The 15,000-nt window shown below is 64.7% G+C and carries 15 protein-coding genes; 7 read left to right on the top strand and 8 right to left on the bottom strand.

Features of this window, described 5'->3' with window-relative positions; all coding sequences use genetic code 11:
* Nucleotides 1-3: 3 nt before the first annotated feature.
* Both glyS and glyQ read right to left on the bottom strand, forming a co-directional pair.
* Nucleotides 4-2,058 (bottom strand): glycine--tRNA ligase subunit beta, encoded by a 2,055-nt coding sequence (gene glyS / locus AC3WL2_RS03115; protein WP_102683371.1) that lies wholly within the window; start codon nucleotides 2,056-2,058, stop codon nucleotides 4-6.
* On the bottom strand, nucleotides 2,055-3,002 hold the full coding sequence (gene glyQ, locus AC3WL2_RS03120; RefSeq protein WP_023629852.1) for a glycine--tRNA ligase subunit alpha: 948 nt from the start codon (nucleotides 3,000-3,002) through the stop codon (nucleotides 2,055-2,057). Before glyQ ends, glyS begins: the two co-directional genes overlap by 4 nt.
* An 83-nt stretch (nucleotides 3,003-3,085) precedes the next feature.
* Here glyQ and AC3WL2_RS03125 point away from each other — a divergent pair, with 83 nt between their 5' ends.
* Nucleotides 3,086-3,637, top strand: coding sequence for a DNA-3-methyladenine glycosylase I (locus AC3WL2_RS03125; RefSeq protein ID WP_038707091.1), 552 nt, complete (start codon nucleotides 3,086-3,088; stop codon nucleotides 3,635-3,637).
* A 41-nt stretch (nucleotides 3,638-3,678) separates the two neighbouring features.
* Nucleotides 3,679-4,566, top strand: a complete 888-nt coding sequence (locus AC3WL2_RS03130) for a lysophospholipid acyltransferase (RefSeq protein WP_023629851.1) — start codon at nucleotides 3,679-3,681, stop codon at nucleotides 4,564-4,566.
* 34 nt (nucleotides 4,567-4,600) lie between these two features.
* On the opposite strand, the gene AC3WL2_RS03135 is transcribed toward AC3WL2_RS03130, so the two are convergent.
* The 5 genes from AC3WL2_RS03135 to def all read right to left on the bottom strand — a co-directional run bounded on the left by AC3WL2_RS03135 (nucleotide 4,601) and on the right by def (nucleotide 9,124).
* Complete coding sequence (locus AC3WL2_RS03135) at nucleotides 4,601-4,909, bottom strand: tetratricopeptide repeat protein (protein WP_102683370.1); 309 nt, start codon at nucleotides 4,907-4,909, stop codon at nucleotides 4,601-4,603.
* An 11-nt stretch (nucleotides 4,910-4,920) separates the two neighbouring features.
* Nucleotides 4,921-6,294 (bottom strand): Trk system potassium transporter TrkA, encoded by a 1,374-nt coding sequence (gene trkA, locus AC3WL2_RS03140; RefSeq protein WP_023629849.1) that lies wholly within the window; start codon nucleotides 6,292-6,294, stop codon nucleotides 4,921-4,923.
* A 24-nt stretch (nucleotides 6,295-6,318) separates the two neighbouring features.
* A complete protein-coding gene (gene rsmB, locus AC3WL2_RS03145; protein ID WP_102683369.1) occupies nucleotides 6,319-7,626 on the bottom strand; it encodes a 16S rRNA (cytosine(967)-C(5))-methyltransferase RsmB in 1,308 nt (435 codons plus the stop codon).
* Nucleotides 7,623-8,555, bottom strand: coding sequence for a methionyl-tRNA formyltransferase (fmt, locus tag AC3WL2_RS03150; RefSeq protein WP_102683368.1), 933 nt, complete (start codon nucleotides 8,553-8,555; stop codon nucleotides 7,623-7,625). Before fmt ends, rsmB begins: the two co-directional genes overlap by 4 nt.
* Before the next feature lie 62 nt (nucleotides 8,556-8,617).
* Nucleotides 8,618-9,124 carry a peptide deformylase gene (gene def, locus AC3WL2_RS03155; protein ID WP_038707094.1) on the bottom strand — a complete coding sequence of 169 codons (507 nt, stop codon included), beginning with the start codon at nucleotides 9,122-9,124 and terminating at the stop codon, nucleotides 8,618-8,620.
* 210 nt (nucleotides 9,125-9,334) lie between these two features.
* Here def and dprA point away from each other — a divergent pair, with 210 nt between their 5' ends.
* The 3 genes from dprA (at nucleotide 9,335) to AC3WL2_RS03170 (ending at nucleotide 11,866) form a co-directional block, all read left to right on the top strand.
* Nucleotides 9,335-10,432, top strand: a complete 1,098-nt coding sequence (dprA, locus tag AC3WL2_RS03160; protein WP_102683367.1) for a DNA-processing protein DprA — start codon at nucleotides 9,335-9,337, stop codon at nucleotides 10,430-10,432.
* Between the two features lie 38 nt (nucleotides 10,433-10,470).
* Nucleotides 10,471-11,028: an L-threonylcarbamoyladenylate synthase type 1 TsaC gene (gene tsaC / locus AC3WL2_RS03165; RefSeq protein ID WP_102683366.1), complete on the top strand. Its 558-nt coding sequence runs from the start codon at nucleotides 10,471-10,473 to the stop codon at nucleotides 11,026-11,028.
* A 526-nt stretch (nucleotides 11,029-11,554) separates the two neighbouring features.
* A complete protein-coding gene (locus AC3WL2_RS03170; RefSeq protein WP_102690653.1) occupies nucleotides 11,555-11,866 on the top strand; it encodes a hypothetical protein in 312 nt (103 codons plus the stop codon).
* An 84-nt stretch (nucleotides 11,867-11,950) separates the two neighbouring features.
* Here the strand turns inward: AC3WL2_RS03170 and AC3WL2_RS03175 are convergent, their stop codons facing one another.
* Entirely contained in the window at nucleotides 11,951-12,928 is a 978-nt protein-coding gene (locus AC3WL2_RS03175) for an NADPH:quinone reductase (protein ID WP_102682977.1), read from the bottom strand.
* A 275-nt stretch (nucleotides 12,929-13,203) separates the two neighbouring features.
* Here AC3WL2_RS03175 and hemF point away from each other — a divergent pair, with 275 nt between their 5' ends.
* Both hemF and aroE read left to right on the top strand, forming a co-directional pair.
* Nucleotides 13,204-14,115 carry an oxygen-dependent coproporphyrinogen oxidase gene (gene hemF, locus AC3WL2_RS03180; RefSeq protein WP_102682978.1) on the top strand — a complete coding sequence of 304 codons (912 nt, stop codon included), beginning with the start codon at nucleotides 13,204-13,206 and terminating at the stop codon, nucleotides 14,113-14,115.
* Nucleotides 14,116-14,140: 25 nt separating this feature from the next.
* Nucleotides 14,141-14,965: a shikimate dehydrogenase gene (aroE, locus tag AC3WL2_RS03185; protein ID WP_102682979.1), complete on the top strand. Its 825-nt coding sequence runs from the start codon at nucleotides 14,141-14,143 to the stop codon at nucleotides 14,963-14,965.
* The last annotated feature ends 35 nt before the right edge of the window (nucleotides 14,966-15,000 follow it).

Genomic DNA, 15,000 nt, shown 5'->3' on the forward strand with positions numbered 1-15,000 from the left:
GACTTACCCCAGCAGCGAGATATCGGCCACGCCCAGGAACAGGCCGCGCAGGCGGCTGAGCAGGGCATAACGGTTGGCGCGTACCTTGGCGTCCTCGGCGTTGACCATCACCGCCTCGAAGAAGGCGTCGACCGGGTCACGCAGGGCGGCCAGGCGGGCCAGGGCTTCGCTGTACTGGCGCGCGGCTGCCATCGGTTGCACGGCCTGGTCGGCCTGCTGGATGGCCGAGTACAGGGAGAACTCGTTGGCGTTGTCGAAGTACTTCGGCTCGACCTGGTCGGCGATGGCACCTTCGGCTTTACCCAGCAGGTTCGACACGCGCTTGTTCGCTGCCGCCAGGGCTTCGGCTTCCGGCAGTTTGCGGAAGGCCTGCACGGCCTGCACGCGCTGGTCGAAGTCCAGCGCCGAGCCCGGCTTCAGGGCACGCACCGACAGGTAGGTGGAGACGTCGATGCCTTCGTCCTCGTAGCGTGCGCGCAGACGGTCGAAGACGAACTCCAGTACCTGTTCGGACAGGCCGGCGGCCTTGACCTTGGCACCGAACTGCTTGACCGCGAACTCGACCGCGACATTCAGGTCCAGGTCGAGCTGCTTCTCGATCAGGATACGCAGCACGCCCAGGGCGGCACGGCGCAGGGCGTATGGGTCCTTGCTGCCGGTGGGCAGCATGCCGATGCCGAAGATGCCGACCAGGGTGTCGAGCTTGTCGGCGATGGCCACGGCGGCACCGGTGAGGGTCTGCGGCAGCTCGGCGCCAGCGCCGCGCGGCATGTACTGCTCGTTCAGCGCCAGGGCGACGTCTTCCGGCTCGCCATCGTTGAGGGCGTAGTAGTAGCCGGCGATGCCTTGCATCTCCGGGAACTCACCGACCATTTCCGAGGCCAGGTCGCACTTGGACAGCAGGCCGGCACGACCAGCGTTGGCGGCGCTGCCACCGATGTACGGAGCAATGAAGGCGGCCAGCTTGGAGACGCGCTCGGCTTTTTCGAACACGGTACCCAGCTGAGCCTGGAACACCACGTTCTTCAGGCGCTCGTTGAAGCTTTCCAGGGGCTGCTTCTTGTCTTGCTTGAAGAAGAACTCGGCGTCGGTCAGGCGCGGGCGCACGACCTTCTCGTTGCCCTGCACGATCTGCTTGGGGTCGCGGCTCTCGACGTTGGCCACGGTGATGAAGCGCGGCAGCAGCTTGCCTTCGCTGTCCAGCAGGCAGAAGTACTTCTGGTTGTCCTGCATGGTGGTGATCAGCGCTTCCTGCGGCACCTCGAGGAAACGCTCCTCGAACGAGCACACCAGCGGCACCGGCCACTCGACCAGGGCGGTCACTTCGTCCAGCAGCGCCGACGGCACGATGGCCGTGCCTTCCTGCTGCATGGCCAACTCTGCGGTGCGCTTGCTGATCAGCTCCCGACGCTCGGCAAAGTCAGCCAGCACGTGGGCCTTGCGCAGGTCCTCGACGTAGTTGGCCGGGGTGGTGATGAGTACGTTTTCCGGGTGATGGAAGCGGTGGCCACGGGATTCACGGCCGGCTTTCTGGGCCAGGATGGTGCAGTCGACGACCTGATCGCCCAGCAGCATCACCAGCCACTGGGTCGGGCGCACGAACTCTTCACGGCTGGCGCCCCAGTGCATGCGCTTGGGGATCGGCAGGTCGTTGAGCGAATCCTCGACGATGGTTGGCAGCAGGCTGGCAGTGGCCTTGCCCGGAATGTGCTGGGAGAAGCGCAGCTTCGGGCCGCTCTGGTCGATGTCCGACAGTTCGACGCCACACTTCTTGGCAAAGCCCAAGGCGGCCTGGGTTGGCTGGCCTTCGGCATTGAACGCGGCCTGCAGGGGCGGGCCGTCGATGTTGATGCTGCGGTCCGGCTGCTGCACGTCCAGCTGGCTGATCAGCACGGCCAGGCGGCGCGGCGCGGCGTAGACATGCTTGCCGGTGTAGTTCAGGCCGGCGGCTTGCAGGCCTTTCTCGATACCGGCGAGGAAGGCGTCGCCCAGCGACGCCAGGGCCTTGGGTGGCAGCTCTTCGGTGCCCAGTTCAACCAGGAAATCTTGAGCACTCATTGAGCAGCCTCCAGCTTAGCCAACACTTCGTCACGCAGTTCAGGGGTGGCCATCGGGAAGCCCAGGCGTGCGCGAGCTTGCAGATAGCTTTGCGCCACGTCCCGGGCCAGGGTACGTACGCGCAGGATGTAGCGCTGACGCTCGGTCACCGAGATGGCGCGGCGGGCGTCCAGCAGGTTGAAGGTGTGCGAGGCCTTCAGGACCATTTCGTAGGTCGGCAGCGGCAGGTCCAGCTTGATCAGGCGGTTCGCTTCGCTTTCGTAGAAATCGAACAGTTCGAACAGCTTCTCGACGTTGGCGTGCTCGAAGTTGTAGGTCGACTGCTCCACTTCGTTCTGGTGGAACACGTCGCCATAGGTGACCTTGCCGAACGGGCCATCGGCCCACACCAGGTCGTAGACCGAGTCCACGCCCTGGATGTACATGGCCAGGCGCTCCAGGCCGTAGGTGATTTCACCCGTGACCGGGTAGCACTCGATACCGCCGACTTGCTGGAAGTAGGTGAACTGAGTCACCTCCATGCCGTTCAGCCAGATTTCCCAGCCCAGGCCCCAGGCGCCGAGGGTTGGCGATTCCCAGTTGTCTTCGACGAAGCGAATATCGTGAACCAGTGGGTCGATGCCGATGGCCTTCAGCGAGCCGAGGTACAGCTCCTGGAAGTTCGCCGGGTTTGGCTTGAGCACCACCTGGAACTGGTAGTAGTGCTGCAGGCGGTTGGGGTTTTCGCCATACCGCCCGTCGGCGGGGCGACGGCTGGGCTGCACGTAGGCGGCGTTCCAGGTCTCCGGGCCCACGGCGCGCAGGAAGGTAGCGGTGTGGAAAGTGCCGGCGCCTACTTCCATATCGTAGGGCTGAAGCACCACACAACCTTGAGCTGCCCAGTAGTTCTGCAGGGCGAGGATCAGGTCTTGGAAGGTACGCACGGCTGGCGTAGGCTGGCTCACGAAATTCACCTGTATCTGGGGATGCGGATGTAAAGAGCGGGAGTATACCCGATTCGCCTCGCCCTCTACGTTATTGGAGCCTTATGCCACGCTGCTTTTGGTGTTCCGACGATCCGTTGTACCAGGCCTATCACGACCACGAGTGGGGAACGCCGCAGCGCGACCCGGCGTTGCTCTTCGAGATGCTTTTGCTCGAAGGGTTCCAGGCGGGGTTGTCGTGGATCACGGTATTGAAGAAACGCGAGCGCTATCGCGAGGTGCTGGACGGCTTCGATCCGCTGAAACTGTCGCAGCTCAGCGATGAACGCATCGAGGAGCTTATGCTGGATGCCGGCATCATCCGCAACCGCCTCAAGCTCAAGGCCGTGCGCCGCAATGCCCAGGCTTGGCTGGCTGTGGATAACCCCGCCGAGTGGCTATGGTCGTTCGTCGGCGGCGCGCCGAAGATCAACCATTTCCAGGGCCGTGGCGACGTGCCGGCGGTCACCGACGAGGCCAAGGCGATGAGCAAGGCCTTGCAGAAGGCTGGCTTCACTTTCGTCGGGCCGACCATCTGCTACGCCTTCATGCAGGCCACCGGCATGGTCATGGACCACACCACCGACTGCGATCGCTACGCCGCGCTGGTGCGCTGACGGGGTACAATGCGCGCCTTGCTGAAATAAGGAATTCGCCTGTGGAAAAGTTCAAGGGCGCCCTGATGGTCGGGGTGCTGCGCCTGTTTGCCAAGCTGCCCTGGGGCGCCGTGCAGCGCGTCGGCGCCGGTATCGGCTGGCTGATGTGGAAAATCCCCAACGGCTCGCGCAATGTCGTGCGCATCAACCTGGCCAAATGCTTCCCAGAGATGGACCCGGCCGAGCGTGAGCAACTGGTCGGTCGCGCGCTCAAGGACATCGGCAAGTCGTTCGTCGAAAGCGCCTGCGCCTGGATCTGGCCGCCGCAGCGCTCGCTCGACCTGGTCAAGGAAGTGCACGGCCTGGAAGTGTTGGAGCAGGCCCTGGCCTCGGGCAAGGGCGTGGTCGGCATCACCAGCCACCTGGGCAACTGGGAAGTGCTCAACCACTTCTATTGCAACCAGTGCAAACCGATCATCTTCTACCGCCCGCCCAAGCTGAAGGCTGTGGACGACCTGCTGCGTGAACAGCGCGTGCAGATGGGCAACCGCGTGGCGCCTTCGACCAAGGAAGGCATCCTCAGCGTGATCAAGGAAGTGCGCCGAGGTGGCCAGGTGGGCATTCCCGCCGACCCGGAGCCGGCCGAGTCTGCCGGGGTGTTCGTGCCGTTCCTGGGGACCCAGGCGCTGACCAGCAAGTTCGTGCCGAACATGCTGGCGGGTGGCAAGGCGGTGGGGGTATTCCTGCACGCCCTGCGCCTGCCCGATGGTTCGGGCTTCAAGGTGTTCCTGGAGGCCGCGCCAGAGGCCATGTACAGCACCGATGTGAATGAGTCGGCGGCGGCCATGAGCAAGGTGGTCGAGCGTTATGTGCGCGAGTACCCGAGCCAGTACATGTGGAGCATGAAGCGCTTCAAGAAGCGCCCGGCGGGTGAGGCGCGCTGGTATTGAGATTTTTGGGGGCTGCAAAGCAGCCCCGGCAATCTCAGACCTTGTTCAGCTTCTTCAAGAACACCGTCATCTCTTTTTCGGCCTGCTTGTCCCCATGGGCCTGCGCTGCCTCGATCCCCTCCTCCCAGGCCTTGCGCGCGCCAGTCAGATCTCCGCTGAGCTGATATGCCTTGCCCAGCAGCTTCCACGCCGCCGAATACTTGGGGTCCTGCTTCACGCAGCTGGCCAGGTGCACCGCTGCCTCTGCGCCATTGCCCTCGTCCAGCCAGGCCTTGCCCAAGCCAAAGCGCAGCAGCGGGTTATCCACACCCTTGGCCAGCATCTTCTCCAACGATTCACGCATGTCCTTCCCTCCTAGAAGAAACTCAGGCCCACGTGGAACAGCTTCTCCACGTCCCGAATATGCTTTTTATCCACAACGAACAGGATCACATGGTCACCCGACTCGATCACCGTGTCGTCGTGGGCGATCATCACTTCGTCCTCGCGGATGATTGCGCCGATGGTGGTGCCCGGCGGCAGGTTGATGTCCTCGATGGCCTTGCCGACCACCTTGCTCGACTTCGAATCGCCATGGGCCACGGCTTCGATGGCCTCGGCCGCACCGCGGCGCAGCGAATGCACGCTGACGATATCGCCACGGCGCACGTGGGCCAGCAGGGTACCGATGGTGGCCAACTGCGGGCTGATGGCGATGTCGATGTCGCCGCCCTGCACCAGGTCGACATAGGCCGGGTTGTTGATGATGGTCATCACCTTGCGCGCGCCCAGGCGCTTGGCCAGCAGCGACGCCATGATGTTGGCCTCGTCGTCGTTGGTCAGGGCCAGGAAGATGTCGGCGTCGGCGATGTTCTCTTCGAGCATCAGGTCCTTGTCCGAGGCGCTGCCCTGCAGCACCACGGTGCTTTCCAGGGTGTCGGATAGCTGGCGGCAACGGGCCGGGTTCATCTCGATGATCTTCACCTGGTAGCGGCTCTCGATGGCCTCGGCCAGGCGCTCGCCGATCTGCCCGCCACCGGCGATGACCACGCGCTTGTTGCTCTCATCGATGCGGCGCAGTTCGCCCATCACCGCGCGGATGTCCTTTTTCGCGGCAATGAAGAACACCTCGTCGTCAGCTTCGATCACCGTGTCACCCTGTGGGGTGATCGGCCGGTCGCGGCGGAAGATGGCCGCCACGCGGGTGTCGACGTTGGGCATGTGGGCGCGGATCTGGCGCAGTTGCTGGCCGACCAGCGGCCCGCCGTAGTAGGCCCGGACCGCCACCAGCTGGGCCTTGCCCTCGGCGAAGTCGATCACCTGCAGGGAGCCGGGGTGTTCGATCAGGCGCTTGATGTAGTTGGTCACCACCTGCTCGGGGCTGATCAGCACATCCACCGGAATATGGTCGTTGTCGAACAGTTCTTCGCGGGTCAGGTAGGCCGACTCCCGCACCCGGGCGATCTTGGTCGGGGTGTGGAACAACGAGTACGCCACCTGGCAGGCGACCATGTTGGTCTCGTCGCTGTTGGTCACCGCCACCAGCATGTCGGCGTCGTCGGCGCCGGCCTGGCGCAGCACCGTCGGCAGCGAGGCGCGGCCTTGCACGGTGCGGATGTCGAGGCGGTCGCCGAGATCGCGCAGGCGCTCGCCATCGGTATCGACCACGGTGATGTCATTGGCTTCGCTGGCCAGGTGTTCCGCCAGCGTGCCGCCTACCTGCCCTGCGCCGAGGATGATGATCTTCATCCACTACTCCCTACATTCTTGTGCTTACCGCGAGGCGGCGATCTTGATCAGCTTGGCATAGTAGAAGCCGTCGTGGCCGCCTTCCTGGGCCAGCAGCTGGCGCCCGTGGGGCTGGCGCAGACCGGCTTCTGTGGCCAGGTCCAGCTCGCGGGCACCGGGGGTGCGGGCGAGGAAGGCGTCAATCACTTCGGTGTTCTCGGTCGGCAGGCTCGAGCAGGTGGCGTACAGCAGCATGCCGCCCACTTCCAGGGTCGGCCACAGGGCGTCGAGCAGCTCGCCTTGCAGCGCGGCCAGGGCCGGGATGTCGTCGGCCTGGCGGGTCAGCTTGATATCCGGGTGGCGGCGGATCACGCCAGTGGCCGAGCAGGGGGCGTCGAGCAGGATGCGCTGGAAGGGTTTGCCGTCCCACCAGCTGGCGGTGTCGCGGGCGTCGCAGGCGATCAACTCGGCGTCGAGCATGAGGCGGTCGAGGTTCTCGCGCACGCGGGTCAGGCGCTTGGCCTCGAGGTCGATGGCGACCATGTGCGCCAAGCCCGGTTCGGCTTCAAGCAGGTGGCAGGTCTTGCCGCCAGGGGCGCAACACGCATCGAGCACACGCTGGCCGGGGGCCAGTTCCAGCAGGTCGGCGGACAACTGTGCGGCTTCGTCCTGCACGCTGACCCAACCCTCGGCGAAGCCCGGCAGGCCGCGCACGTCGCAGGCTTCGGCCAGCACGATGCCGTCACGGCTGTACCGGCAGGCGCTGGCGCTGATGCCGGCCTCGTCCAGCAGCGCGAGGTAAGCGTCGCGGCTGTGATGGCGGCGGTTGATGCGCAGGATCATCGGCGGGTGGGCGTTGTTGGCGGCGCAGATGGCTTCCCACTGCTCAGGCCAGAAGGACTTGAGCGACTTCTGCAGCCAGCGCGGGTGGGCAGTGCGCACCACCGGGTCGCGCTCCATGTCGGCCAACAGTGCCTCCCCTTCACGCTGTGCGCGGCGCAGCACGGCGTTGAGCAGGCCTTTTGCCCAAGGCTTCTTCAGCTTGTCGGCACACCCGACGGTTTCGCCGATGGCGGCGTGGGCCGGGATGCGGGTGTAGAACAGCTGGTACAGGCCGACCAGCAGCAGCGCCTGCACATCGGCGTCGGCGGCCTTGAAGGGTTTCTGCAACAGCTGCGCGGCCAGCAGGTCCAGGCGCGGCTGCCAGCGGGCGGTGCCGAAGGCCAGGTCCTGGGTCAGGCCACGGTCGCGTTCTTCGACCTTGTCCAGTTGCGCCGGCAGCGAGCTGTTCAGCGAAGCCTTGCCGCTGAGCACGGCGGCAAGGGCACGGGCGGCAGCCAGGCGTGGGTTCATTGGCCGAGCACCTTGCCACTGGCGAATTTCTCGCGGCGGCTGTTGAACAGGTCGGCGAAGTTGAGGGCCTTGCCACCCGGCAGTTGCAGGCGGGTCAGGCTCAGGGCCTGGTCACCGCAGGCGACCACCAGGCCATCTTTGCTAGCTGACAGGATTTCGCCGGGGGCGCCCTGGGCTGTGGACAAGTTGGCGGCCAGTACCTTCACGCTTTCGCCATCCAGGGTGCTGTGGCACACCGGCCAGGGGTTGAAGGCACGGATCAGGCGCTCAAGCTCAACGGCCGGACGGTTCCAGTCGATGCGCGCCTCGTCCTTGTTCAGCTTGTGGGCGTAAGTGGCAAGGGCGTCGTCCTGTACTTCACCTTGCAGGCTGCCATCGGCCAGGCCGGCGATGGCCTGCACCACGGCGCCCGGGCCCATGGTGGCGAGGCGGTCGTGCAGGGTACCGCCGGTGTCCTCGGCACTGATCGGGGTGACCACCTTGAGCAGCATCGGGCCGGTATCCAGGCCCGCTTCCATGCGCATCACGGTCACGCCGCTCTCGGTATCACCGGCCTCCACGGCGCGCTGGATCGGCGCGGCGCCGCGCCAGCGCGGCAGCAGCGAGGCGTGGCTGTTGATGCAGCCCAGGCGTGGGATATCCAGCACAGCTTGCGGCAGGATCAGGCCGTAGGCGACCACCACCATCAGGTCCGGCTTCAGTGCGGCGAGTTCGGCCTGGGCGTCGGCGTTGCGCAGGGTCTGCGGCTGGTACACCGGGATATCGTGGGCCACGGCCAGCGCCTTGACCGCGCTCGGCATCAGCTTCTGGCCACGCCCGGCCGGGCGGTCGGGCTGGGTGTAGACGGCCACGATCTCGTACGGGCTGTCGAGCAAAGCCTTGAGGTGTTCGGCGGCAAACTCTGGAGTGCCTGCGAAGACGATGCGCATGGAGTTCTCGCTTCTTGAAAAAGAAAAAGGCTTGCCGGAGCAAGCCTTCTGGAAGGTGGTGATCAGGCTTGCTGGCGGTGCTGCTTTTCCAGCTTCTTCTTGATCCGGTCACGTTTGAGCTGCGACAGGTAGTCGACGAACAGCTTGCCGTTGAGGTGATCGAACTCGTGCTGCACGCACACTGCCAACAGGCCCTCGCATTCCAGCTCGTACGGCTTGCCGTCGCGGTCCTGGGCCTTGACCCGGACGCGCAGCGGGCGGTCGACGTTCTCGTAGAAGCCCGGCACCGACAGGCAGCCTTCCTGGTACTGGCCCATGTCGTGGGTCAGCTCTTCGACGCTGGGGTTGATGAAGACCCGCGGTTCGCTGCGGTCTTCGCTCAGGTCCATCACCACGACTTGCTGGTGCACGTTGACCTGGGTCGCCGCCAGGCCGATGCCCGGGGCTTCGTACATGGTTTCGAACATGTCGTCGATCAGCTGGCGCAAGGCGTCGTCAAACACCGTTACCGGTTTGGCAATGGTACGCAGGCGCGGATCGGGGAATTCGAGAATGTTCAAAATGGCCATGGCGGTCAGGCAGTCACTGTGCGGTCGGTTGAAAACTGAGCACACATAATAAAGGGAAAAGGTGGACAAGGCACCTGGGAAAGCTCGGCTAGGGTCTTTATGGGCTTGATGGCTGCCATTTAATGGACAGCTTTTCAAAGTATTACCCACAAAGTTATCCACAGGCGTGTGCCACGCCGATGGCCCCCTGTCGATCAAGGAGGATCACCCATGAACACTCTCCGTTCGTCGCCTTGCTCGCCTGCCGAACTGGAGGCGCGGCTGCGTCTGCATCGCCTCCCCGACATCGGCCTGCGCCGCTTTCTTACCCTGATCGAAGCCTTTGGCAATGCCTCATCGGCACTCAGTGCGCCGGCCAGTGCCTGGCGTGCGCTGGGGTTGCCAGCCGCCAGTATCGACGCCCGTCGCAGCCCTGAGGTGCGCGACGGCGCGTTGGCTGCAATGGCCTGGTTAGAGCGTCCGGGCCAGCATTTGCTGATGTGGGGCGGGCCTGGCTACCCCGCATTGCTGAGTGAAATCGACGACCCGCCACCCCTGCTGTTCGTCGCCGGTGACCCCGCTTTGCTGGAGCACCCGCAGCTGGCGATTGTGGGTAGCAGGCGTGCTTCACCACCGGCGCTGGATACCGCGGCTGCGTTTTCGCATTGCCTGGCGCAAGCCGGATTCACCATCACCAGCGGGCTGGCGCTGGGCGTTGACGGTGCCGCTCATCGGGCCGCGCTGAAAGCCGGGGGGCAGACCATTGGAGTGCTCGGCACGGGGTTGCAAAAACTTTATCCACAGCGCCACCGTGACCTTGCCCGGGCGATGCTCGACAGCGGCAGCGCGCTGGTTTCCGAGTACCCGCTGGATGCCGGGCCGCTGGCCGGTAACTTCCCCAGGCGCAACCGCATCATCAGCGGACTGTCGCTCGGCGTGCTGGTGGTCGAGGCGAGTATCGCCAGCGGCTCATTGATCACCGCGCGCCTTGCCGCAGAGCAAGGGCGCGAGGTGTATGCCATTCCGGGTTCGATCCACCACCCCGGCGCCAAGGGCTGCCACCAGCTGATTCGCGACGGCGCGCTGTTGGTGGAAAGCGTGGAGCAGATCCTCGACAGCCTGCGCGGTTGGCAGAACTTGCCGGGCGCGCCTGTGGGCAAAGCCGACCATCCCCTGCTCGCCTTGCTCCACGCGGCACCCCACACCAGCGAGGGCCTGGCGCACAGCAGCGGACAGCCGTTGGCCCAGGTGCTGGCCAGCCTGACCGAGTTGGAGCTCGAGGGCCGGGTCAGCAATGAAGCCGGGCGTTGGTTTGCCCGTTCCGGCTAAGTACACTGCGCACACGGCGTTTATGCGGAGAGACGGAAATGGTGAGCAGTTGGCGTGTGCAACAAGCCGCGCGTGAGGTGAAGGCGGGTGCGGTGATCGCCTATCCGACGGAAGCGGTCTGGGGCCTGGGCTGCGACCCGTGGAACGAGGACGCGGTGTATCGCCTGCTGGCGCTCAAGTCGCGGCCTGTGGATAAAGGCCTGATCCTGGTCGCCGACAGCATCCACCAGTTCGACTTCCTGTTCGAAGACTTCCCCCAGGACTGGATCGACCGCATGGCCGCCACCTGGCCGGGGCCGAACACTTGGCTGGTGCCGCACCAGGACCTGCTGCCCGAGTGGGTGACCGGGCAGCATGACAGCGTGGCATTGCGGGTCAGCGATCACCCACAGGTGCGTGAGCTGTGCGCGCTGGTCGGGCCGTTGATTTCCACGTCCTGCAACCCGGCCGGGCGCCCGGCGGCCAAGAGCCGGTTGCGGGTGGAGCAGTATTTCCACAAGCAGCTGGACATGGTGCTGGGTGGGGCGTTGGGGGGGCGGAAGAATCCGAGTGTGATTCGGGATTTGGCGACCGGCGAGATCGTTCGTCCGGGCTGATACCGCTGGCGAGGGCTTCGTGTCTAATAGGGAATACTAACAAGCCCAAAAATAATGGCCGCGTAAGCGGCCAAAGGGTAAGGAAGCACTCGCCCGGATAACTTGAAACTCGCCCGGCGCACCAGTACAACCTCAGGGGAAAACTACGCCTCAGAGCAGGCACGGTCAAGCGAGGCCCTTTCTCTCGCATGCCGCTCCCACAGGGATTCTCAGCACCCTCAGGACTTTCTGATTTCTCCTCCCAAGGCTGCCCATCTCGAATTCAGAGAATTATCCTACGCAGCCTGTCGACTGCCATTACCTTCTCAGTGGGAACTCTTGCCTCTAGGCTCCAGACCGTCGCCGAATAACTTGGCGATCGGGTGTGGTAACCCGAGCAGGGAGAGATCTTGGCAGTCTATGGTGGCTGCATGCGGGAGGCCTCGTGCCTGCCGGGTTTTGAGATCTCTCCCGGTTTACCACCCCGTATGCAGCTGCCACCCATCCGTGTGGTAACGGATGCGTGTCGGCCTAGATGCGAGATCTCATGATGAAAAAGATCGTCCCCGATCCACCCCTCCCCAACACCTCCGCCCATCCCTTCGGCCGCTGCGATGCCGGCCATCCGCCCCTCTTTTCCGTGAACCCTGATGTCTCCCCGCACGACGCCCTGGTGCATGTAGCGCTCTACCTGCGCTGCGCATACGACACTGGCATCAAGGCGCTCGACCACCTGCGGGACGAGGGGCGGGGGATGTTCTGGTCCAGCCTGCATTCGCTGGAAATGGCGGAGGGGTTGGTGGAGGCGATGCTTGAGGGTATCGAGTCGGCGCCAGTGGTCAAGAAGTCCACTGGCTGAGCTGACGCAATCGCGGGGCAAGCCCGCTCCCACGCTGGATCCACGTCAATCTCGTGGGAGCGGGCTTGCCCCGCGATTTGGCCTTCAAGGCAGCAGAACAGTCGAGCCCACCGTCCGCCGCGCCGACAACTCACTCTGCGCCTTGGCCGCCTCACTCAACGGATACCGCTGCTGGATATCCACAACCAGCTTGCCACTGGCGATCATCGCGAACAGGTCATCGGCCATGGCCTGGGTGTTCTCGGCATTGTTGGCGTAGCTCCCCAGCGTCGGCCGGGTGACATACAACGACCCCTTCTGCGACAGGATCCCCAAGTTGACCCCGCTTACCGCGCCGGAGGCATTGCCGAAACTCACCATCAACCCTCGCGGCCTCAGGCAATCCAGCGAAGTCAGCCAGGTATCGGCCCCCACGCCGTCATACACCACCGCGCACTTTTGACCGTCGGTCAGCTCCAGCACGCGTTTAGCCACGTCTTCATGGCTGTAGTCGATGGTCGCCCAGGCCCCGAGTGCCTTGGCCCGCTCGGCTTTCTCGGGAGAGCTGACAGTACCAATCAGCTTCGCCCCCAGTGCCTTGGCCCACTGACAAGCCAGCGATCCGACGCCACCGGCAGCAGCATGGAACAGCACGAAATCCCCCTGCTGCACGGCATAGGTCTGCTTGAGCAGGTACTGCGTGGTCAGCCCCTTGAGCATCACCGCCGCCGCCTGCTCGAAGCTGATCGCATCCGGCAGCTTGACCAGGTTGGCCTCCGGCAGTGTATGCACCTCGCTGTAGGCCCCCAGCGGCCCGCCGGCATAGGCCACGCGGTCGCCGACCTTGATCCGGCTGACGCCCTCACCCACCGCCTCGACCACCCCTGCCGCTTCGGTACCCAGCCCGGAGGGCAGCGACGGCGGCGCATAAAGCCCGCCACGGAAATAGGTGTCGATGAAGTTCAGGCCGATCGCATGGTTGCGCACGCGCACTTGCTGCGGGCCGGGCGGGGCCGGGTCGAACTCTACCAACTGCAACACTTCCGGGCCGCCATGCTGGCTGAACTGAATATGCTTGGCCATCACACACTCCTGTCGTTGGGTCGCTCGGTTTGCACGAAAAGTGCCTGCGCGACGATCATGCTGCGTTGAAAACAGGCTCGGAATGCTCATTTGCAACCAGCAAACTCCGCTTCCTCGCCTGTTTTCGCCTTGCCTGATCGCCGCTCGGCGACTTTTCGTACAAACCTTAAAGGCCTTCTATCGGACGCCTTTGCTTGATCGCCGTCAACTGCGGCGCGGGGTTTGCCGGTGGTATGCTACGCGGCGAATTTTCCCCGCTCCTTCCAGGTGACCCGATGACCAGCCGCACCGAGGCCGTGAAAGCCTACCTGCTCGACCTGCAAGACCGCATCTGCACTGCCCTCGAGAATGAAGACGGCGGCGCCCGCTTCGTCGAGGATGCCTGGGTGCGTGATGCCGGCGGCGGCGGTCGCACGCGGGTGATCGGCGACGGCAAGGTGATCGAGAAAGGCGGCGTGAACTTCTCCCACGTGTTCGGCAGCGGCTTGCCGCCGTCGGCCAGTGCCCACCGCCCGGAGCTGGCGGGCCGTGGCTTCGAGGCGCTGGGCGTGTCGCTGGTGATCCATCCGCACAACCCGCATGTGCCGACTTCCCACGCCAACGTGCGGTTCTTCATCGCCGAAAAAGAGGGCGAAGAGGCGGTGTGGTGGTTCGGCGGCGGCTTCGACCTGACCCCCTACTACGGCAATGAAGAAGACTGCGTGCACTGGCACCGCGTGGCCGAGCAGGCCTGCGCGCCGTTCGGCGCCGACGTGTACCCGCGCTACAAGGCCTGGTGCGACCGCTACTTCCACCTCAAGCACCGTGGCGAGCCACGCGGCATCGGCGGCCTGTTCTTCGATGACCTGAACGAGTGGGACTTCGACACCTGCTTCGCCTTCATCCGCGCCATCGGTGACGCCTATGTCGAGGCCTACCTGCCGATCGTCCAGCGTCGCAAGGACACCCCGTATACCCCCGCCCAGCGCGAATTCCAGGAGTACCGCCGTGGCCGCTACGTCGAGTTCAACCTGGTCTACGACCGTGGCACCTTGTTCGGCCTGCAGTCCGGTGGCCGCACCGAATCGATCCTGATGTCGCTGCCACCGCAGGTGCGCTGGGGTTACGATTGGAAGGCCGAGCCCGGCAGCGAGGAAGCGCGGCTGACCGAGTATTTCCTGCAGGACCGTGACTGGCTCGCCCGCTAAGCCTGTGGATAACCGAGGATCCCCCATGGACCAGTACGTTGTTTTCGGTAACCCCATCGGCCACAGCAAATCGCCGTTGATCCACCGCCTGTTCGCCGACCAGACCGGCGAGGACCTGGAGTACGCCACCCTGCTGGCGCCGCTGGACGAATTCAGCGACTGCGCCCGTGGCTTCTTCAAGCAAGGCAGCGGCGCCAACGTTACCGTGCCGTTCAAGGAGGAGGCCTACCGCCTGTGCGACAGTCTCACCCCACGCGCCAAGCGTGCCGGCGCGGTGAACACCTTGAGCAAGCTGGCCGACGGCACCTTGCAAGGCGACAACACCGACGGTGCTGGGCTGGTGCGTGACCTCACCGTCAACGCCGGGGTCGAGCTGGCTGGCAAGCGCATCCTCATCCTTGGTGCCGGCGGCGCGGTGCGTGGAGTGCTGGAGCCGATCCTGGCGCACAACCCGCAATCGCTGGTGATTGCCAACCGCACGGTGGAGAAGGCCGAGCAACTGGCCCGTGAGTTCGATGAGCTGGGTCCGGTGGTGGCCAGCGGTTTTGCCTGGTTGCAGGAGCCGGTGGACGTGATCATCAACGCCACTTCGGCGAGCCTGTCCGGCGAGCTGCCGCCGATTGCCGACAGCCTGGTCGAGGCGGGGCGTACCGTTTGCTACGACATGATGTATGGCAAGGAGCCGACGCCGTTCTGCCAGTGGGCCAGCAAGCTGGGTGCGGCCAAGGTACTGGATGGGCTGGGGATGCTGGCGGAGCAGGCCGCCGAGGCGTTCTTCATCTGGCGTGGGGTTCGGCCTGAGACCGGGCCGGTGCTGGATGAGCTGCGCCGGCAGTTGGCCCGCGGCTGAATTCGAGATTTTGGGGCCGCAAAGCGGCCCCAGGA

The sequence above is a fragment of the Pseudomonas sp. FW305-96 genome, from assembly GCF_058783825.1.